Source organism: Marinifilum sp. RC60d5 (assembly GCF_052400665.1).
In the GTDB taxonomy this organism is placed as follows: Bacteria; Bacteroidota; Bacteroidia; order Bacteroidales; family Marinifilaceae; genus JBQTGK01.
Genome location: NZ_JBQTGK010000006.1, coordinates 101,874 through 124,147, shown reverse-complemented (window position 1 = coordinate 124,147; position 22,274 = coordinate 101,874). Strand labels below are relative to the sequence as shown.

19 protein-coding genes are annotated in these 22,274 nt (G+C 35.9%); 6 read left to right on the top strand and 13 right to left on the bottom strand.

The features are described 5' to 3' along the window. Positions 1–238 precede the first annotated feature (238 nt). From ACT3CE_RS14150 to plsY, 6 genes are all read left to right on the top strand, one after another. On the top strand, positions 239–3,490 hold the full coding sequence (locus ACT3CE_RS14150; RefSeq protein WP_444710418.1) for a S41 family peptidase: 3,252 nt from the start codon (positions 239–241) through the stop codon (positions 3,488–3,490). Between the two features lie 369 nt (positions 3,491–3,859). Beyond that, positions 3,860–4,471, top strand: a complete 612-nt coding sequence (locus ACT3CE_RS14145) for a HutD family protein (protein WP_444710417.1) — start codon at positions 3,860–3,862, stop codon at positions 4,469–4,471. A 104-nt stretch (positions 4,472–4,575) separates the two neighbouring features. Further along, positions 4,576–6,363 (top strand): DegV family protein, encoded by a 1,788-nt coding sequence (locus ACT3CE_RS14140; protein WP_444710416.1) that lies wholly within the window; start codon positions 4,576–4,578, stop codon positions 6,361–6,363. 64 nt (positions 6,364–6,427) lie between these two features. Further along, a complete protein-coding gene (locus ACT3CE_RS14135; RefSeq protein ID WP_444710415.1) occupies positions 6,428–7,210 on the top strand; it encodes a DUF1295 domain-containing protein in 783 nt (260 codons plus the stop codon). Continuing rightward, entirely contained in the window at positions 7,207–7,794 is a 588-nt protein-coding gene (locus ACT3CE_RS14130) for a peroxiredoxin (protein WP_444710414.1), read from the top strand. The genes ACT3CE_RS14135 and ACT3CE_RS14130 overlap by 4 nt, the downstream gene beginning before the upstream one ends. Beyond that, entirely contained in the window at positions 7,791–8,393 is a 603-nt protein-coding gene (gene plsY, locus ACT3CE_RS14125; protein ID WP_444710413.1) for a glycerol-3-phosphate 1-O-acyltransferase PlsY, read from the top strand. The genes ACT3CE_RS14130 and plsY overlap by 4 nt, the downstream gene beginning before the upstream one ends. Positions 8,394–8,589: 196 nt before the next feature. Here the strand turns inward: plsY and ACT3CE_RS14120 are convergent, their stop codons facing one another. From ACT3CE_RS14120 to ACT3CE_RS14060, 13 genes are all read right to left on the bottom strand, one after another. Further along, positions 8,590–9,582: an electron transfer flavoprotein subunit alpha/FixB family protein gene (locus ACT3CE_RS14120; RefSeq protein ID WP_444710412.1), complete on the bottom strand. Its 993-nt coding sequence runs from the start codon at positions 9,580–9,582 to the stop codon at positions 8,590–8,592. Between the two features lie 9 nt (positions 9,583–9,591). After that, positions 9,592–10,377: an electron transfer flavoprotein subunit beta/FixA family protein gene (locus ACT3CE_RS14115; protein ID WP_444710411.1), complete on the bottom strand. Its 786-nt coding sequence runs from the start codon at positions 10,375–10,377 to the stop codon at positions 9,592–9,594. Between the two features lie 59 nt (positions 10,378–10,436). Beyond that, entirely contained in the window at positions 10,437–11,576 is a 1,140-nt protein-coding gene (locus ACT3CE_RS14110; protein WP_444710410.1) for an acyl-CoA dehydrogenase, read from the bottom strand. Between the two features lie 77 nt (positions 11,577–11,653). Next, positions 11,654–12,859, bottom strand: a complete 1,206-nt coding sequence (locus ACT3CE_RS14105) for an acetyl-CoA C-acetyltransferase (protein ID WP_444710409.1) — start codon at positions 12,857–12,859, stop codon at positions 11,654–11,656. Positions 12,860–12,949: 90 nt separating this feature from the next. Then, positions 12,950–13,612: a 3-oxoacid CoA-transferase subunit B gene (locus ACT3CE_RS14100; protein WP_444710408.1), complete on the bottom strand. Its 663-nt coding sequence runs from the start codon at positions 13,610–13,612 to the stop codon at positions 12,950–12,952. Between the two features lie 100 nt (positions 13,613–13,712). Next, positions 13,713–14,501: an OAM dimerization domain-containing protein gene (locus tag ACT3CE_RS14095; RefSeq protein ID WP_444710407.1), complete on the bottom strand. Its 789-nt coding sequence runs from the start codon at positions 14,499–14,501 to the stop codon at positions 13,713–13,715. A 103-nt stretch (positions 14,502–14,604) separates the two neighbouring features. Then, a complete protein-coding gene (locus ACT3CE_RS14090; RefSeq protein WP_444710406.1) occupies positions 14,605–16,173 on the bottom strand; it encodes a lysine 5,6-aminomutase subunit alpha in 1,569 nt (522 codons plus the stop codon). A 66-nt stretch (positions 16,174–16,239) separates the two neighbouring features. Next, the gene (locus ACT3CE_RS14085; protein ID WP_444710405.1) at positions 16,240–17,649 is read right to left on the bottom strand and encodes a MutS-related protein; all 1,410 of its coding nucleotides are present in this window, start codon (positions 17,647–17,649) and stop codon (positions 16,240–16,242) included. Then, the gene (locus ACT3CE_RS14080; RefSeq protein WP_444710404.1) at positions 17,636–18,658 is read right to left on the bottom strand and encodes a hypothetical protein; all 1,023 of its coding nucleotides are present in this window, start codon (positions 18,656–18,658) and stop codon (positions 17,636–17,638) included. Before ACT3CE_RS14080 ends, ACT3CE_RS14085 begins: the two co-directional genes overlap by 14 nt. Continuing rightward, positions 18,645–19,907: a lysine 2,3-aminomutase gene (gene ablA, locus ACT3CE_RS14075; protein ID WP_444710403.1), complete on the bottom strand. Its 1,263-nt coding sequence runs from the start codon at positions 19,905–19,907 to the stop codon at positions 18,645–18,647. The genes ACT3CE_RS14080 and ablA overlap by 14 nt, the downstream gene beginning before the upstream one ends. Then, complete coding sequence (locus tag ACT3CE_RS14070; RefSeq protein ID WP_444710402.1) at positions 19,907–20,941, bottom strand: zinc-binding dehydrogenase; 1,035 nt, start codon at positions 20,939–20,941, stop codon at positions 19,907–19,909. The genes ablA and ACT3CE_RS14070 overlap by 1 nt, the downstream gene beginning before the upstream one ends. Before the next feature lie 60 nt (positions 20,942–21,001). Next, entirely contained in the window at positions 21,002–21,826 is an 825-nt protein-coding gene (locus ACT3CE_RS14065) for a 3-keto-5-aminohexanoate cleavage protein (protein ID WP_444710401.1), read from the bottom strand. Positions 21,827–21,882: 56 nt separating this feature from the next. Then, on the bottom strand, positions 21,883–22,266 hold the full coding sequence (locus tag ACT3CE_RS14060) for a hotdog domain-containing protein (protein ID WP_320117280.1): 384 nt from the start codon (positions 22,264–22,266) through the stop codon (positions 21,883–21,885). Positions 22,267–22,274 lie beyond the last annotated feature (8 nt).

Genomic DNA, 22,274 nt, shown 5'->3' with positions numbered 1-22,274 from the left:
TTAAAATAACAAGCATAAGTTGCTAATTTAGAGTTAATCCTATTCTATCCAAAATGCACGTAAACGAACACTTATTTGTTCATATTCGTACATTTAGTTAACAGAAAAATAATATTTTACACAAAAACAGTCTCTATCATAGTAATTTAGAAAAATTGGCATTAATTATGATATGAAAAGAACTTATTAAAACACTTTAATTCATTTTATAAGGATTTTTAACACAACTTAATTTCGTATGATTAAAAAACTGTTTTTTATTACAACATTTTTAATTGCTCTTGCAGAAAGCCTTTTAGCTTCGGATACACCACTCTGGTTGCGATATCCGGCAATCTCTCCCGACGGACAAACTATTGTTTTTGAATATGGCGGCGATCTTTTTACTGTTTCAGCAAAAGGAGGAACTGCTTTTCCTTTAACAATGAACAAATCCTACGATTATCAACCAATATGGTCTCCCGATAGCAAAACCATTGCCTTTGCTTCTAACAGATTTGGAAACTTTGATATTTATACCATTCCTGTTACTGGTGGAACACCAGTAAGAATTACAGAATATTCGGGCAATGAATCTCCATCCTCGTTTACACCAGATGGCCAAAATATTTTGTTTTCATCGGTAATTAGTGATGATGTAAAAAATGTAATGTTTCCATCCAGCGTACTTTCAGAATTGTACAGCGTTCCGGCCAAAGGAGGTAAAATTTCTCAGGTTCTTACCACTCCTGCCTTAGATGCCAAATACAGTAAAAACATGGATTATATACTGTATCGCGATAGCAAAGGATATGAAAACCATTGGAGAAAACATCATACATCGGCAGTAACCAGAGACATTTGGTTATACGATACAAAAAATAAAAAACACAATATGTTCTCTACTTATAAAGGTGAGGACTTATATCCTGTTTTCAACTCGAAGAATGATGAAATTTACTATTTATCAGAGAAATCAGGCTCTTTTAACGTATGGAAAGCTCCCGTTAACAACAAATCGGAACTAACTCAAATTAGCTCTTTCGACAAGCATCCTGTTCGTTTTCTAAGTATCAGCGAAAGCGATAAGCTGTGCTACTCATGGGATGGTGAAATTTATACTCAAGAAAAAGGTAAAGATCCTGTTAAACTAAACGTTAAACTTACTGTTGATAATCAAGAAAATGCAATTAGCTACGAACAATTAAGAAGCGGTGCTCAGAAAATGAGTGTTTCTCCTAGTGGAAAAGAAGTTGCTTTTATTGTTCGCGGCGAAGTGTTTGTTACTTCGGTTGAATATGGCACAACCAAACGCATTACCAATACTCCTGAACAGGAACGATCGGTAAGCTTTAGCCCCGATGGAAAGGCTTTGCTATATGCATCGGAACGAAATGGCAGTTGGAATTTATATCAAACAAAATTAGTTAGAGAAGGAGAAACTCAATTCTCTAATGCTACAACTCTAGACGAAGAAGCTATTTTAGAAACAGAGGCCGAAACTTTTCAGCCTAAATATTCTCCTGACGGAAAAGAAGTGGCCTTTCTTGAAGAACGTGTAATCCTGAAAGTAATAAACCTAAAATCGAAAAAAGTACGAGAAATTTTAGGTAAAAAATATAACTATTCCTATTCCGATGGCGATCAGCATTACGATTGGTCGAACGATGGAAAATGGTTTTTAGTTGACTTTTATCCTCACACTATTTTTATGCCTGATGTAGCTTTAGTTGACGCACAAGGCAATGGTAAAATGGTAAACTTAACCGAAAGCGGCTATAGCGATTCTAATGCAAAATGGTCGATGAAAGGAAATGCTATGATCTGGGCCACCGATAAACGCGGATACAGAAGTCATGGTAGCTGGGGTTCTCAATCGGATGTTTACATTCAATTTTTTAATCAGAAGGCGTTCGATGAGTTTAAACTTTCGAAAGAAGAAAAAGAGCTGATTAAAGAAGAAGAAAAAGCAAAAAAAGAAAGTAAAAAAACTGAAGACAAGGATAAGAAAGACAAAAAAGATAAGAAGGATAAAAAAGAAGAAAAAGCTGAAGATTTAAATATTGAGTTTTCAGGAATGGAAGACCGTCAGGTGTGCTTAACGATTAATCCTTCTAATTTATCGGACGCGATTTTAACACCCGATGGAAAAAAATTATTCTACCTAAGTAAATTTGAAGATGGCTACGACCTTTGGGTAAATAATTTAGAAAAGAAAGAAACCAAAAAAGTTCTGGATTTAAAAGGTGGCGGCGGATCCATGCAGTTCGATAAAGATGCTAAAAACCTGTTTTTAATGTCGGGCAATAGCATTATAAAAGTGGATGTAGCTTCGAATAAACGCAAAAACATAAGCTACACAGCCGAAATGTATTTAGATAAAGCCAAAGAACGTGAATACTTATTTGAGCATGTTTGGCGCACAATGTTACGTAAATTCTACGATCCAGAAATGCATAATCTGGACTGGGATTTCTACAAAGCTGAATACAAGAAATTTTTACCTTATATTAACAATAATTTTGATTTCTCTGAAATGCTTAGCGAATTACTTGGTGAGTTAAATGCTTCGCACACAGGATCGGGATATCGCTTTAGAGCAAGAAATGCTGACCAAACTGCAAAATTAGGTGCATTTTACGATTGGAAATATGAAGGCGACGGATTACGCATTGCTGAAATTTTAGAAAAAGGCCCTTTAAGTAAAGCCGATTCTAAAATAAAACCTGGTGTTATTATTGAAAAAATTGATGGTATTGCCATTACAAAAGATAAATCGCATTACTCATTACTAAACCATAAAGCTGGTAAAAAAGTTTTACTAAGCCTATATAGTCCTTACACAAAAGAACGATGGGAAGAGACTGTAAAACCCGTATCAAGTGTAAATTCTCTGCTTTATCAGCGTTGGGTAAAAAGCCGACAAGAAGAAGTAAAACGCTTATCGAACGGACGAATTGGCTATGTTCATGTAAAAGGAATGGATTCGCCTAGTTTCCGTAAAGTATATTCGGATATGATAGGTAAATATGGCAAATGCGAGGCAATTATTGTAGATACCCGTTTTAATGGTGGAGGTTGGCTTCACGACGATTTGGTAACATTACTAAGCGGAAAAATGTATTCTACTTTATCGCCACGAGGACAAGACTTTGGTACCGAACCTATGAATAAATGGAAAAAACCATCGGCAGTGTTAATTAGCGAGAGCAATTATTCCGATGCGTGTGCTTTTCCTTATGCATACAAAACCCTTAAAATTGGAAAATTAATAGGTATGCCTGTTCCTGGAACCATGACTGCCGTTTGGTGGGAAACATTGCAAGATAGAAGTTTATATTTCGGAATGCCAATGGTTGGTGTTAAGGATATGAATGGTAAGTATATTGAAAATCAGCAAACCGAACCAGACATTAAAGTTAGCAACGACTATGAAATGGTAACTGAAGGTCGAGATCAGCAGCTTGAGAAAGCAGTTGAACATTTATTAAACGAAATAAAAGAAAATTAGTCTGTGTAAATAAAGATATCTCGATTAGTACATACTTTTTACGGTATGTACTTTCGGGAAATCTTAATTACTTACAACGATTTTTTGGGCCTGAGCTCAAAAATAATACAACAACAAATACACAGTAAGCCTAAAGCCGCAATGCTAAAAAAGTATTGCGGCTTTTGTTATTAACATTTACTAATGCAAGCTATCAATTTAATATAATATTTATTTTATTAGTAAACAACATAATATTTTTGTAGATTTAAAACTCAAACCTAAATATCTTACTATCCGAATTTCATTTTTGATTGTTTTAAAACGTAATCTATATTTGTTTAACACAGATTATAGTAAATTTGATATCTGTTTTCAAATTTTTCACAAATGGAATATTCAATCTTAACACCTACGATTTTTAAAACTATTAATTGGGCTGGAGGAACAAGCACTCAGCTATTTATTTTTCCTGAAAATGCCGACTATAAACTATTAAATTTTGATTTTAGAATAAGCACTGCAAAAGTTGAAATCGAGAAATCGGAATTTACTCCCCTACCTGGAGTATCGCGCCATTTAATGATTTTAGATGGAGAAATTGAAGTAGAACACAAAGAACATTATCAGAAACATTTAAAGCAATTTGATACAGATACTTTCGAAGGCAACTGGCACACCTCATCGGTAGGAAAATGTACCGACTTTAATCTAATGACCCGAAACAATAATTGTGGTGAGATATCATCATTATGTTTTAATGCTAAGGACGAGAAAAAGCTTTTAATAGAAAACAACTTGTCATTCTTTTTTATATATGTGCACAATGGAAAATTTATTTGCAAGATCAATACCGAAGAATTAATAATACATAAAGGAAACTTATTTTGCATACAACAAGCTGATAATATGCATGTAAGTATAATCGCAGAAAAACCAGGAGATATAATCGTCACAAAAATTAAAACAACAACAAATGTAAACACCAAAGTTAAAGACTAAATATAAGTTTATTTTCAATTTTACTTTTTTGATATTTTAAAGCCCATATCGATTTAAAAATCAAATAATATAAGTAACTTAAAATCAATATTAATATCTTCCCTATGAACTCTGAGAACATAAATATTGACGGACGCTATTTGTATTATGCATTTCTTGCAGGAGCCAATAAACTCATTCAAAATTTAGGCGAACTTAATCGTATTAATGTATATCCGGTTGCTGATAAAGATACTGGCAGCAATATGGCATCAACGATGCGATCGGTTATGGATAGCATTTCGCCGAATATTTCTTACAAATTTATGGTTGACCAAATTGCCGAAGCTGCACAAATAGGAGCCAGAGGTAATTCTGGTATAATTATGTCGCAATTTTTATTTGGCTTAAGCTGCGAAACTTCAGAAAAAAAGAGCATTAACTTTCTCGAATTTGCAGAAAGTGTGAGGTCGTCTGTTCCATACATGTACGAAGCTATCGGCGATCCTGTTGAAGGAACCATGCTAACGGTAATTAAAGACTGGTCTGAATTTCTTTATTCCAAACGCAAGCAGGTTGTAGAATACAAACAAATATTAAATGAGTCTTTGCTTGTTTTAGAATCGTCGCTAAAAAAAACAAGCGAGCAACTTGCCATATTAAAAAAGCATAATATTGTTGATGCCGGAGCCAAAGGTTTTGTATTTTTTATTCATGGGGTAATGGATTTTGTAAATCATGGTATTATTAATAGAATAATAAGTCATGATTACATTCCTATTTCGAGCGAAAAAATAAACCACCATCAAAATCTGGATTACAGATATTGCACCGAGGCTATTTTAAAGAATGCATCGCTTTCGTTAAGCGAAATTAAGCAGTTTTTAAAAAGCAAAGGCGATTCGGTGGTACTAAACGGAGCTCAAAAAAGTTGCAGAATTCATGTTCATACCAATAATCCATCTAATCTGTTTAAAGAGCTGGAAAAGATTGCTACCATTACTTCGCCTAAGGTTGACGACATGCAAAGACAAAACGAAATTGCAGTCAAGCGAAAATGGAATATTGGTATTGTTACCGATTCAACCTGCGATTTACCAAAAGAAATTATAGATTATTACCAAATAAATGTAATGCCTCTTCATCTATCTTTTGGCGATAGTCAATACCTCGATGGACTAACAATGAAAGCAAAACAGTTCTACGAACAAATAGAAAAATCGAATTTTTTTCCGAAAACATCACAAATTAACGAGTATAGTTTTATTAATATCTACACTCAAATGGTTCAAAATTACGATGCCATTATTTCTATTCACTTAACAAAAGAATTTAGTGGCACTCATGCAAGTGCTAAAAAAGCAGCATTACGAGTACAAAAAGAATCGAATATACCAATTCATGTAATAAATTCGCGCAATGTGTCGGGAGGACTAGGCTTAACAGTACTGCGAACTGCCAAAGCAATTGAGCAAGGTGTTGATACAAATATTATAAAAGAACAAATTGACAGCTGGATTGATAAAACAAAAATATTTGTAAGTGTAAAAAACTTAAAATGGATGATTAAAGGAGGAAGAGTTCCTCCAGTGGTAGGTAAACTGGCCATGTTTTTAAGAATAAACCCTATTGTTTCAATGGATAAAGATGGAAAATCGATGCTATTCGGACAAACAATTGGTCAAAAGGCAAATATCAGCAAAATAATAAAACACATAAAAAAATTACAGAAGGAGCAAAATATCTGGAATTATATTGTTTTACATGCAAACAACAAGGCTGAAGCACAAAATTACAGTAAAAAACTAAGTCGTATTATTGGTAAATCACCTATCGAAATCGTTAATATTTCTCCTGTAATAGGAATGAACGCCGGCAAAGGTAGTCTTGCCGTAGCCATTCAGTTTGAATAATCTGCAATATTTAAAACAAATACTGCTCCTGCTTTGTTATATCCATAAATAAAAATAAATAATTATGGAATTATATTTAGAATCGGGATTGCTAATTATTATTGTTGCAACAATACTATGGATTTATAGTGTAATTATTCGTAATGCCAGTATTGTTGATATTTTTTGGGGAACTGGATTTGTATTAATCAGTTTTTACCTTTTCTTTTTTGCCCAAAGTATCTCATTAAGAAAAATAATACTTCTTACATTAGTTAGCATTTGGGGATTGCGATTAACCATACATTTGTTTCTTAGAAACAGCGGTAAGCCCGAAGATTTCAGGTATCAAAAATTCAGAGAAGACTATGGGAAACAATCTTATTGGTGGATTAGTTATTTTCAAGTCTTTCTTTTACAAGGATTTCTTATGATTCTTATAGCTTCTCCTCTTGCTGGCGTATTTTTATGTGGCGATAATATACCCTTAAATATTTTTGATTATATGGCTATGGGCCTATGGCTAATAGGTTTTAGTTTTGAAGCCGGAGGAGATTTTCAGTTGGCAAAATTTAAAAAAAATAAGGAAAATAAAGGAAAAGTGCTTTCCAGCGGATTTTGGAAATACACAAGGCATCCAAATTATTTTGGCGACTCAGCTGTGTGGTGGAGTTATGCTCTCTTTGCTATTGCTGCTCATCAATATTGGTTTATTGCTGGTTCTTTTTTAATGACTTTTTTAATTGTAAAAATATCAGGCGTTGCAATGCTCGAAAAAAGTCTGACTGTGGATAAACCTCAATATCGCGAATATATTGAACGAACAAGCACGTTTTTTCCCTGGTTTCCTAAAAAAACAAATACATGAAAATTGAAAAACTAAATATTAAACTTCAGGGTTTCAGAAATCAGAAACAAAATAAGATTCTGATAATAGCTTTAATTGCAGGCCTTCTGTTCCCTCTTACTATAGCTAGCATGGCAAATAATAAAAAACAATTAAAAATCGGAGATAAAATCCCCGAATTTCAGCTTCAAAACCAAAATGGTGAAACCATAAATATTCAAAACTATATTGGTAAAAATAATTTGGTAATTTATTTCTATCCAAAAGATGATACTCCGGGTTGCACAAAGGAAGCTTGCAGTTTTCGAGATCAATATGAAGATTTTAATGATTTAAATGCAGAAGTATTTGGTATTAGTGCTCAATCGGTAAAAAGCCACAAGCAGTTTGCACAAAAATACAATCTTAATTTTAACCTCTTGTGCGACGAAAATAATGAGGTTCGTAAACTTTTCGGCGTTCCCACAAGTTTTTTTGGTTTATTACCCGGAAGAGTAACCTATATTATTGATAAATCAGGTAAAATTGTGCATATCTTTGATTCTCAATTTAAAGCTGAAGAACATATTAATCAGGCAATAACTATTTTAAAACAATTGGAATGACTTTTCTTTGGGACTACTTGCTACTATTAACAGCCTATTTATTAGGCTCATTTCCTTCTGGGTATCTTTACACTAAAATTTTTACCAAGAAAGATATTCGTAAGTTTGGAAGTGGCAATATCGGGTCGACCAATGTTAAACGTATTGCAGGTAAAAAAATAGCAATGCTCACCCAAATAAGCGATATGCTTAAAGGTTTATTACCTGTTTTGTTTGTACTAATTGTTACTAAATATCAATTATTTCCCCTCTCTTCTTCTCTTATTTATTTTGTAGCCTTAGCCACAATATTAGGTCATAATTTTAGTCTGTTTTTAAAATTTAAAGGAGGAAAAGGCGTAAATACAACACTTGGCGCATCAATTCTTATTGCACCAATTCCAGTATTCATTTCAGTATTTATTTACTTTATTGTTAAGAAACTAAGCACATTTGTCTCGGCAGGTTCACTATCTATAGCCCTTTGCTTACCTCTTGCTGCTTTTTGTTTAAAAATGCCCAATTACACCATCTATTACTTATGTCTTTGTGGATTTCTAATAATAATAAGACATATTGCAAATATTAAAAGACTTCTAAGCGGCACAGAACTCAGCTAGCTAATTGACTGGCAACACATTAATATCTCCATATTTTTTTAAGCTTACCGCTTGATAAAAGTAAAATCGGAATTTACAAAAAATTAAACTCTAAGTGTTCTAAAGACCCCATTAGGTTTCAAATTCAATAAAAAGACCTGCCCGAAATAAATCGAACAGGCCTTTCCAAAAATTAATTAATGTTTAATCTAATATTTTATTTTTCCAACCTCTCGGTCAATTTCTTAATAATTTGCTTAGCATCACCAACAATTCCCAAATCGGCTACCTGAAAAATTGGAGCATATTTATCTTTATTTACGGCGATAATTAGATCCGAATCTTCCATACCAGCAACGTGCTGAATGGCTCCGGAAATACCAAATGCAAAATACAAATCGGGACGAACAGTTTTACCCGTTTGTCCTACCTGACGATCATGTCCAATGTATCCAGCATCAACCATAGCACGAGAAGCAGAAACTTCTGCATCCAATGTATGAGCAAGGCCATCCATAGCTTCAAAGCCTTCTTTGTTACCAATACCACGACCACCAGAAACCAAAATTTTAGCTTCGGTAATATCAATTAAATCGTTATCCTCCTTAACGGTTTTTAACAACTTCACCTTGAACTTTTCAGTCTTAAATTTAACTTCATAGTTTACAATATCACCATTACGACTTTCATCGGCGTCCATAGCGAATAAAACTCCCGGACGAACAGTTCCCATTTGCGGACGATGATTCTTACAAACAATTGTTGCCATGAGATTACCCCCAAAAGCCGGACGAGTCATTAACATCTCTCCTTTTTCCCCGATCTCAATTTTAGTACAATCGGCTGTTAAACCAGTACCCACTCGAGCCGATACTCTTGGACCCAAATCACGACCCAAAGTAGTAGCACCAATCAACATCGATTCAGGCTTTCTCTCTTCAATAATCTGGCAGATTGCCTGAGCATACGGTTCTGTAGTGTAATTTTTTAGTTCGGGAGCATCCACAACAATTACTTCATCGGCACCACGAGCAATTAATGCCTGAGCCTGATTAGCAATTCCATGTCCCAATAACATTGCATACACTTTGTTGTTCAACTGATCAGCTAATTTTCTAGCCTGTCCTAACAACTCTAAAGCTACATTTTGAATTACACCTTCACGTTGTTCTATGAAAACGTATATACCTTTGTAATCTTCTAAATTCATGGCTATAAATTAGTTTAGAATGAATTTCTCTTTTAATTTCTTGATGATGATTCCTACGGCCTCATCGGTCTCTACTTCGTACAATTCTCCTGCTGGTTTTAAACCGCGGGCAAATGCTTTGTGTACACTTGTTGGAGAACCTTTTAAGCCCAGATTCTTCTCATCAACTTCAATTTCGTTGAATCCCCAAACTTCAACTTCTTTCTGGTAAGCATCAACAATTCCACCCACATTCATATAACGAGGCGTATTTGCCGATGAAAGAACAGTTACCACACAAGGTGCTTCCACCTCCAGCATTTGATATCCTTCTTCGATATGACGTTTCATAGTGAATGTCTTAACGCCATCAAATTTTAAATCTTCAAGATAAGATACCTGAGGTAAATCAAGATGTTCAGCAATTTGAGGGCCTACCTGAGCAGTATCACCATCAATTGCCTGACGACCTGTAATTAAAAGATCAAAATCGAGCTTTCTTAATGCACCAGCCAAAGCGTGTGAAGTAGCCAAAGTATCTGCTCCGGCAAATTTTCTATCTGATAAATGAATTGCACGATCAACTCCCATTGCAAAGGCCTCACGAAGAATTAAATCGGCCTGAGGTGGTCCCATGGTAATTACAGTAACATGAGCTCCTTTTTCATCTTTTAATTGAAGTGCCATTTCCAAACCACTCTTATCATCGGGATTCATAATACTTGGCACTCCATCACGAATTAAAGTACCCGTTTTTGGATCTATTTTTATTTCGGTTGTATCCGGTACCTGCTTAATACAGACAACTATTTTCATTTCTTTTGATTTTATTTAAACAATACAAACATGTCATGCCCGTACATATAATTAAATCCTTATTTCAACATGTTCGCTGAAATTACCATTTTCTGAACTTCTGATGTTCCCTCGTAAATCTCGGTAATTTTTGCATCACGCATCATACGCTCAACAGGATATTCTCTTGTATATCCGTATCCACCATGAAGCTGAACTGCTTTATTGGTAACTTCCATAGCAGTTTCGGCAGCATAAAGTTTACACATTGCAGCATCAACAGAATAAGGAATTTTAGCATCTTTTTTATAAGCAGCCTTACGAACCAACATACGCGAAGCTTCGGTTTTGGTATTCATATCTGCTAACTGGAACTGTGTATTCTGAAAACCAGAAATTGAACGTCCGAACTGTTTTCTCTCCTTCACATATTTCACAGTTTCATCAATAGCTCCCTGAGCAATTCCCAAAGCTTGAGCAGCAATACCAATACGACCACCATCAAGTGTTTTCATGGCAATACCGAACCCTTTGTTCAATTTTCCAAGCATGTTCTCTTTTGGAAGCACTACGTTTTCGAAAATTAATTCGCAGGTTGCTGAACCACGAATACCCATTTTCTTCTCTTTTTTACCGATAGAGAAACCAGGAGTTCCTTTTTCAATAATAAAAGCAGAAATCCCTCGAGTACCTTTCGATTTATCGGTCATTGCAAAAATCACGTAAACGTGAGCAAATTCGGCATTAGTAATAAAAATTTTACTACCATTAATAATATAGTTATCACGGTCCTCAACTGCCATTGTTTGTTGACCTGCAGCATCGGTTCCTGCATTAGGTTCAGTCAATCCAAAAGCACCAATCCACTCACCAGAAGCAAGTTTTGGAAGATACTTTTGTTTTTGAGCTTCGGTTCCATTCTCCATAATAGGAGCAGCACACAATGAAGTGTGAGCCGATACAATAACACCTGTAGTAGCACAAACTGCCGATAATTCTTCAACAGCCATAGAGTACATTACATTATTTCCGCCAGCACCACCGTATTGTTTAGGAATTGGAATGCCCATGATTCCAATCTTAGCCATCTTCTCTACTGTTTCAATCGGGAAACGTTCCTGTTCATCTACTTCAGCAGCCAACGGCTTTACCTCTCTTTCAGCAAAATCCTTTATCATTTGCTGAAACAACATTTGTTCTTTTGTTAAGCTAAAATCCATTCTTTAATATAGATTTGAGATGTGAGATATTAGATGTGAGATTTTCTCATTTCTCATATCTAGAATCTCATTTCTATTTATACATTTTTCAAAATAATTGCAGTTCCCATTCCTCCACCAATACAAAGCGAAGCCAGGCCATACTCATTTCCGCTTCGTTTCATTTCGTGTAGTAAGCTAACTGTAATACGAGCACCTGAAGCACCAATAGGATGACCTAAAGCAATAGCACCACCATTTACATTACATTTTTCTTTAAAGAAATCTGGATTAACAGCATGTTCTTCGCACAATTGCTTAACCACTCCTAATGATTGAGATGCAAAAGCTTCGTTCAGTTCCAGAACTTCCATTTGTTCTAGTTTCATATCAGCTTTTTTCAAAACATTAGCTACAGCAGGAACTGGTCCCATACCCATAATTGCAGGATCAACACCACCTTGGCCGGTTGCTACAATTTCGGCAAGAGGAGTTAAATTATGCTCCTTTACTGCTTCTTCTGATGCAAGTAATACAAATGCAGCACCATCGTTAATACCAGAAGCATTACCGGCAGTTACAGTTCCATCTTTCTTAAATGCTGGGCGCAATCCGCTAAGTTTTTCTTCGCTGGTTCTTCTGTTAATAAATTCATCAGCATCGAAAGTGATGGTTTCTTTTCTTGTTTTGATCTCAACAGGAACAATTTCATTTTCAAAATGTCCTTTGTCTTGAGCAGCCATTGCTTTTTGCTGTGAAGCAAAAGCAAAAGCATCCTGCTCTTCGCGAGTCAAATTATATTTGTCAGCAATATTTTCTGCTGTAATTCCCATGTGATATTTTCCAAAAGCATCAGTTAAACCATCATAAACCATGTGATCGACCGATTTCAGCTCCATCATTCTATGTCCGGTACGCACAGCTCCCGGCATTACGAAACCAGCATTCGACATATTTTCTGTACCTCCGGCAAGAATCATATTTGCTTCTCCAGCTTTAATATTTGTATAAGCTAAATTAATAGATTTCATTCCCGATCCACAGATCATATTAATTCCATAAGCTGGAACTTCCTGAGGAATACCGGCGTTAATGGAAGCCTGTCGAGCAATTCCCTGCCCCTGTCCGGCACTTAGAATATTTCCCACAACCACCTCATCTAATTTCGATGTATCGATACCTGTTTCTTCAACAATATTTTTAATAACTGTAGAAGCTAAATCAGCTGGTTTAACTGGGGTTAAAGCTCCTAAAAATTTTCCGATTGCAGTACGCTTAGCTGCAACTATATATACTTTGCTCATAATTTTTGTGATTTTGTAAATTCGTGATATTGTGAATTTGTTTCATTATGAATTTGCATTTTCGTAATTACGAATACACAAACTCATGAACTACGCCACTCTCATTTCAATTAAATCCTCAGCAATAATCAATTTTGCATCAGTAGCTTCCTGAATTTGCTCTATGGTAAAAACAGGATTGTATTCCTTTAACAGGATTCCTTCAGGTACTATTTTCATTACACCCATTTCGGTAATAATCATATCAACCTGACCGGCAGCAGTTAAAGGAAGATTGCAGTTGCTCATAATTTTATGATTTCCTCTTGCAGTGTGTTCCATAGAAAGAATCACTCGTTTGGCTCCAACAATTAGGTCCATAGCTCCACCCATACCAGGTGTCTTTTTACCAGGAATAATCCAGTTCGCAAGATTTCCTTTTTCGTCTACCTGCAAAGCACCTAAAAAAGTAACATCAACATGACCCCCTCGAATAATTCCAAAAGAAACAGAACTATCGAAACTACTAGCGCCTTTTTCACAGGTAATGAATCCTCCTCCTGCATTAATAAAATCAGAATCTTCTTCTCCTTCAGCTGGAGCGGCACCCATTCCCAGCAATCCATTTTCCGATTGTAGAATAACATTCACATCAGCTGGCACATAGTTAGGAATGATAGTAGGTAATCCAATTCCCAGGTTTACTACATCTCCATTGTTTAATTCGAGAGCAGATCTTTTAGCAATCACCTCTCTGATTTCTTTTTTATCCATGTCTTATTAGTTATTGGTCATTAGTCACCAGTCAAATCGTTAATTTGTCATTGGTCATTAAAATCAAGACAAGTAATGACCAGCGGCAAGTGACTATATACTATCCATTTATTCTTCTGCTTAATTCCTGTGCTGCATAAGATGCAACATCATCGGCATATTTGTTCATTCCGAATCCTGCATCGTAGCCCAACTCTTTTGCAAGTTCGTGAGAGATTCTTGGTCCGCCACAAATCAAGATTACTTTATCGCGTAATCCTTCAGCTTCCATAAGCTCTACCAGTTCGGTTAAATTTTTAATATGAACATCTTTCTGAGTTACTGTTTGCGATACCAAAAGAACATCAGCTTCTAACTCAATAGCTTTAGCAATAAATTCTTCGTTTGGCACCTGACTACCCATATTCAGGGCTTCCATCATTTCGTATCTCTCCAAACCATAATGACCTGCAAAACCTTTCATATTCATAATTGCATCGATACCTACTGTGTGAGCATCGGTACCTGTGCTGGCACCAAGTACACGAATAGGGCGACCAATATTTTCTTTTATAAAATCGTCGGTTTCATGCATATCCATAGTTGTAGATTCAACTTTTGGCACATGAATATCTGTATAATCAACAGTGTGAGTACAGTTTCCGTAGCAATTAAAAAAAGTAAATCCTTCCATTAATTCCTGTACCATAACCACCTGAGGGTTTTCAAAACCCATTTTACGCATCATTTGCTTAGCAGCCTCAATAGCTTCTTCGCCCTTTTCTACAGGCAAAGTAAAACTAACCTGGGTTTTACCATCGTTCATGGTATCTCCGTAAGGTTTAATTTTGGTTAGATCCAGGGTTTTATCAAAATCGTTGGAATCGGTTGAATAAAGACCTCCACTCATTTTTTTGTCTCCTTATATTTAAGAAGTATCAAGACTTTAGTGTCGAATATCTAGATAATTTATTTTCTGATATTATTACTTGATACTTTGAACTTGATACTTATTACTTTTTATGCAAAATTTCGATAAACGGATTAAAATAGTTGCTTCCTTTTTCCACAACACCATCTAATCCTTTACCCCCATCTTTCGGACGTTTTATATCCGCAAAAATTCCTTTTTCAAGGGCAGTAAACAATCCTTCTTTCTCAATTTTCTCAACTAATTCGGTTGCATCATCGAGAACCTTGGCCGCTCTTTGGCGAATAATACCTCCTTCTTTAAATTCTACTTCGTCGCCAATATTCTTCATATTATTAAAGATATATTTAGCATTTTCGATAGAAAGGTATCTGTCCGACATAAAAGGAGTATGAATTGCTTCGGTAAGCATTCCTAATAATTGAATTCCTTGTCCGGTCCAAATTGAAATCTGATTAAATAAAGCATCCTGCACCTGACCTTTAAAAATATTACCTGTCATAAATTTTGTTGGAGGCATATATTTTAGAGGAGCCTTAGGAAAAATTTCTCTGATCATTTGTGCTTGAGCAAGCTCGTAAAGGAAACCATTTTCCAAATCGGGATTCATCTCAAAAGCATGACCTAATCCCATTTGTTCTTCGGGTAAGCCTGCAACCAAAGCCAGCTGCTCGTTAATAAAATCGGAAGCCAACACGGTATGCGCCTCATCGAAAGCATCAGCAGTAGTTAAGTAGTTATCTTCTCCGGTATTAATAATCACACCCGCAAATCCATTCAATAATCTCGAAAAGTACTGATCTACAATGGTACGTTGCATGTTAATATCGCGAAAAAGGATGCCATACAATGCATCATTCAGCATCACATCTAAACCTTCAATTGCTCCCATAGCAGCAATTTCGGGCATACACAAACCAGAACAATAATTACACAAGCGAATGTAACGACCTTCTTCTTCCCCTACCTTATCTAAGGCAGTTCGCATGATTCGGAAATTCTCTTGTGTGGCAACCGTTCCACCAAAACCTTCGGTGGTAGCGCCATAAGGAACATAATCAAGCAAAGACTGACCAGTAGTACGAATTACTGCAATAATATCGGCTCCCTGACGAGCTGCCGCTTCGGCCTGAACAACATCTTCATAGATATTACCCGTTGCTACGATTACATATAAATATGGTTTTGGTCCTTCGCCAATAGTATCAATATAATTATCTCGTTTCGCTTTACGATCTCTAATTACATGAATGCTCTTTTCAACAAAAGGTTGAATTGCCTTTTCAATTTCTTCCTTAGAGTGAAGAGGAAGAGTCGTAATATCGAGCTCTCCGGCAGTAATTTTTTCGGCAATTTGCTGTGGATTCAATCCTGTTTCCAAAATAGCATTTCCTAAAAAGAACATTACTCCTTCGCTCAACACACCTTTATCCTTTAATTCGTCGACCACAATATTAGGAAGCGGCACCTCATTATTATCGACACCATCGATTCCCAAAAGACGACACAAAGTACGCTCAACAGCTACGGTTGAGTAGTTGTTTACGAAATTCTGAACATCGTCTGCAATTCGCTTCGACACCTCTTTGGCGTGTCCCACTTTTTCAAAGTCAAGACCTAGTTTACTCTTTTGCATATTCAATTTATCCATTTTTCTTTTAGATTAGAGATTTAACAAGAAGATTTACTCATGCCTTATCAATCTCATTTCTAACATCTAATTCCTATTAATACTAGCTTCTTTATTCAATTGATTTTTAGCTCCTTCTATAATCTCTTTATCAATTCCTAATAAAGATGCAATTCGAAGTGCTTCGTGAGGAACCTCCCCTGTATTGTCCTCTATCAACGAATAATCCATATAACTGTTTATATTCTTTTGGGTAATCACTTTATTACCAAAATCCTTATCCAAACCTTTTACCCGTAACTTTCTGAAATAAGAATTTAATCCACTGTAGTGAGTGGTTATTACACTTCTAATTTTATTCTGATAAAAAATATCTGCAAGAGCATTTACAATTGCTAATCCTTCTACCGGATTTGTTGTTCTTGCCAATTCATCAACTAAAATCAATACGTTGTTATTATTTTTTGACTCTTCGAGCATCTTGCTTACGTTCATCATTTCGGATGCAAAAGATGACAAACCATTTAATTCTGATTGCTCATCGCCCACCGAAATCATAATTTTATCAACCAAACTAATTTGTGCCGATGCAGCTGGAACAAAAAATCCGAACTGACATAGGTACTGACAAAGCGCCAATGTTCTTAATACAACAGTTTTACCTGCCATATTGGCTCCTGTAATTAAGCAAACTGATTTTTGAATCTCAATATCAATATCCTGATATTTCTTATTCTGCTTTTGAAGTTCATTTTTTATTAAAGGATTAAATATCCCTTTATATTTTGTAGTTCCCTGAATTAAGCGTGGGCGATTAAAATTCATATTAATAGCCTGCAATGCCTTTGCGATTAACAAATCTAAATGTGCAAGTTGTTTTAAGGCCTCTCCCAAATTATCGGCAAAACTTTTTATCTGAAAACACAGATTTTCTCTAACCTTCTGTTCTATTTCATGTGCTTTAGTAAACAAATCTTCCAACTTATCCTCGGAGTTTCCATTCTCAGATTTAGCAACTCTTAGATTCTTTCTTGCCTCGGCCAGTTCTGCTGAGTAATCATCATAAATATAAAACGAAGGAATCCCCGAATTTTGCGGATCCAATATTTTAATGAGATCTGCGAAGTTTGGTAATTTTATAATCTCTTGTTTTGATTCTCGTTGCAAATTCAATATTCGCTGAGAGTGCATTATAAAAGACTTAATTTCAAACAATTCAACATCATCTAAAATTAAATTTACTTTTAAGTTGGCCACAGTACCCCGAATATCTCTAAGGTGAGACAACTCGTTCTGAATCGCTTTACTTGTCTCAATATTTACTTTAATAAGTTGAACAAATTGCTCTAACAAAGAAAATTCAACATTTAAATCAATTTCAGAATACAGCATTTCAGTATCCAACAGGAATCTTTTTCCCATTGGCGATTTCAAGTCTAACTTTTCAGTTAAATATTGTAATCCTTTTATTTCTGATATGGCATTACGAAACTTCATTCTCAATTTTTTTAACGTCGTAAACCGGCACTTGTAATTTTGCTTCCAAAGCCAGTTTCAATTCCTCTGAATTTAATTTGTAACCATCAGGCGAAACCGGATTAATGGTAACCGCCAACAAATTGGTCTTATCTAACACCTGAATTTTTCCGCCTCTTTTTATAAAGGCATAGTAAGTTTCAGAATTTGCAAAGACTCTTGTAAAGTCTCTTACTATTAATTTTATATTTTTAACCTGCTTTTGATTTTTCAGAAAATCTAAAAACTGATCGGTAATTGCACCATGAATAAAAAACACAGTTCCGAACTTAAAAAGCTGATCTTTTTTATTTTTGATCATCAATACAGAAACAATCCCCGTATCTTTTATTTTTCCTGATTCATCAATAGCCCAAATGCCCTTTGTGATTCCTTTGAGTTTGTTTTTTAATTCAGTTTCGATTTCTGCTAACTGAATTAAATCATACGCAAATTGCGTTTTAAACACCAACTGAGGAATATTTGCCGACAAAGCTGCTCCTGTGGCCAAAATCATGGCTTCAGTAACTGTTGGAGAACCTAAACTCTTGCGAGACAATGCCCCATCTACAATAGTCAGATCAACACCTTTTTGCTTTAAATCATCAATTAACCGAATTAGTTCGCTATTATTAGCAGGTCCTGATAACATTATTTTACCCGAACAAATTGCTTTTGCTGTTACCAATCGTCCTAAACTTGTAAACTGAGAAGAAACATCGATTAACTCGGAAAATAATTTACGTTTTGCATAATGAATTTCCGAAGTCACGAACATCATTCCTTTGCTAAGCTCAATTTCCGGCTTATGCGTTTGCGAAACCTGATCGCGATTTTCTCCGTCGATACCTATGGAAGTTAAAGCAATTTGTTTATGGCTGCCCCTTAATCGGGACAGCACATAGTTTAAACACTCAGTTTTCCCGGTATTTTTCTCAAGTCCTACAATAGAAAGACTTTTATATTTTTCTATGTCATTAAGAAATGGCATCTACTTTTTTATTTCTTTCTTTACGTGCCAGGTGATCTGGTTCGATAGATAACTGATCGCCATGCAATAGAGAAGCAACACCTTCACGCTTCTTGTCATTTGTACAATCGGGACAAGTGCATTTATTATCGTAATGTTCTGGCTCGGTATAAGTGGTAATAACCCCTTCGAAGTTTCGGAGGATTACTTTTCCCGGACTCTGAGACACAACATATTGAGGCATAACCGGAGTTTTTCCGCCACCACCAGGAGCATCAACAACAAAAGTTGGTACTGCCAAACCTGAGGTATGCCCACGAAGGTTTTCGATAATCTCTATTCCTTTAGAAACCGGCGTTCTAAAATGCTCTAATCCCATTGAAAGGTCACACTGATAGATATAATAAGGACGAACACGGTTCATCACCAAATTATGCACTAATTTTTTCATAATATGAACACAATCGTTCACTCCACGAAGAAGAACCGATTGATTCCCTAAAGGAATACCAGCATCGGCCATTCTAGCCAAAGCATTTTTCGATTCCTCAGTAATTTCATTGGAATGATTAAAGTGTGTATTTAACCATATTGGATGATATTTTTTAAGCATATTCACCAAATTATCGGTGATACGCTGAGGCAATACTACTGGAGTACGACTTCCAATTCTAATAATTTCGACATGCGGAATTGCTCTTAATCGGCTAATAATATATTCTAATTTATCATCGCTAATTAATAAAGCATCACCACCAGAAAGAACAACATCTCTTACCTGAGGAGTATTGGCAATATATTCTATTGCTTTTTCGATATTATCTTGTGGAGTTGACGCATCGGACTGACCTGCAAAACGTCGACGGGTACAGTGACGACAATACATCGCACACATATCTGTAATCAGAAACAAAACACGATCCGGATAACGGTGTGTTAATCCCGGAACAGGAGAATCTTCATCTTCATGAAGCGGATCTAAAAGATCGGCATCGGCATGATGCACTTCTGCTGCAGTTGGAATGGCCTGCTTACGAATTGGACAATTTTGATTATCAGGATCAATCAATGTTAAATAGTATGGCGTAATTGCCATGCGTAAAGTTGCCAGTGATTTCTTAACTCCTTCTTCCTCTTGGTCCGTTAAACGAATATATTTCTTTAACTGATCTAAGGTCTCAATACGGTTTCTTACCTGCCATTTCCAATCGTTCCACTGTATATCAGTTATCTCTGGAAATAATTCGCTGCGTCTGTTATTATTAGTCATTATACGTATAGTTTTTCGAACAATTCTCTAATTCCTTTTGAATTTCTAATGATATTTAATGTTAGGTCGGCATGCCCAATTGCATAGCCATTACCAACAATCATGTCAACATCTTTACCAACGCCTTCAGCTCCAAGAGCGGCTTTGCTAAAAGATGTAGCCATAGAGAAAAAGTAAACGCATCCTCTGTCTTTAGTAATCAGAATAGATGACATTTCAGTAGAAGCAACATTTACATTGTTAATTACAACATCACAAGCCTGTTCGCCAGTAATTTCGGTTACTCTATTATAAACATCCATTACATCGGTTGCATCGCCAACAACAACATGAGTAGCCAATCCAAGGTCTTTAATGCGTTGTGCATTTTCTTTAGAATATTCCACAACAATAACTTTACCTTTTGGACCTACATTTTGCATTGCCTGATAGCAACACAAAACACCCGATTTACCACCACCTCCGATAATACAAACCGTGTCGCCCTCTTTCACCAGGCGATCAACCTGAGCAGGAGCTCCCGCAACATCTAAAGCTGCTAAAGCTAGTTTCTCAGGAATATCTGTCGGAAGAACAGCATACAAACCACTTTCGAATAAAATTGCTTGTGCATCAACATCAACCTGATCGTTAGAAAGATTAATGTTTTTAATTTTTTTGATCTTTAAAGGAGTTAAGGAAAGAGAAACCAATGTTGCAATCTTATCGCCTACCTTTAAATCCTGATTTGGAAAATTAGGTCCAACTTGCTTAATGGTGCCAATTAACATTCCACCCGAACCCGTTACCGGATTCTGCATTTTACCTCTTTCGCCAACAATTGAAAGAATCATTTCTTCCATTTTAGCAGTATCGGCATTACAAGCACCTTTTATTTGTGTAAAACTCGCCGAATCGATATTCAAAGTCTGAACATCAATCAACAACTCGTTGTCGTATACCGACATGGTATTATCCAACTTCTGAGCTGGTTGTGGAAGAGTACCTTTTGGTTCAAGGACTCTATGTGTTCCGTATTTATTTCCTTTGTTCATTTCCTTTTATAGATATGAGATATTAGATGTGAGAAAATCAAGTCTCTCTACAATCCAATCTTATTTTTGTTTTAATCCTAAAATTTCTCTTGCTTCAGCTGGAGTAGCAATTTCGCGACCTAATTCTTTAGCCAAACGAACAACTTTCTCAACCAACTGTCCGTTCGATTCTGCTACAACACCTTTTGCAATCATCGTATTGTCTTCGAATCCTACACGTACATGACCACCATCGATAATAGCAGCAGCAGCTAAAGGAAATTCGAAACGACCAACACCGGCAACCGTATAGGTAGCATCGGCAGGAATACTTCCTCTTAGGAAAATAAAATCACGAAGAGTACCTGAAATTCCACCGTTCACACCCATAACAAAATCGAAGTGCATAGGCGATTTAATGTATCCTTTCTTGTGCAGGCGAAGTGCCATATCAATCATCGACTTATCAAACACCTCTAATTCTGGTTTAATATTTCTTTCGATCATTTTCTCACCAAAATACTTAATTGTATTTTCGGTGTTTTCGAAAATTTCGTCTCCCCCAAAGTTTAATGTACCACAATCGAGGGTTGCCATTTCCGGATTCAACTCTGTTGGCTGTAATCTTTCATCGTTGGTCATACCAACAGCTCCTCCGGTTGATGGTTGAATAATTACCTCCGGATATTTTGCATGAATCGCATCCATTACAGCTTTAAAACGATTCTTATCCTGAGTTGGAGTTCCATCGTCTTCACGAACATGAAGGTGAATAATGCTGGCTCCTGCTTGGTAAGCCAAACCTGCTTCGCGCACACATTCCTCAATTGTATAAGGAACATTCGGATTGTGCTCTTTGGTAACTTCGGCGCCACAAATAGCAGCTGTGATGATCAATTTTTCCATGGCATTCTTTTTTTTGATCTGAGAACTTATTTTTTGAATAAGATCTCACTTCTCATTTACTTTCTTTGATTAGCTTTAGGTGTAACACAAGTTCCGGTAGCCCGGCAAACTACAACAGCCTCATCAAGAACATCAGCTGCCGATTCAGAAATATCGGTTCTGGGAACAATTACTTTTCTGGCTTCGAAAGTCATTTTACGACTTGAATTTCCTTCTTTAATTATCTCTCCAACAGCTTCGATATAATCGCCTGCATAAACAGGAGCTAAAAATTCAACATTCTCATAACCTGCAAATAATCCCTCATCACCATCACGACGGATTAATAATTCTGTTGCCACATCGCCAAATAACTGAAGCATTTTAGCTCCATCTACAAGATTTCCACCATAATGAGCATCATGAGAACTCATACGCATTCTAATCATTGCCTTTTCCATTTGTTTAT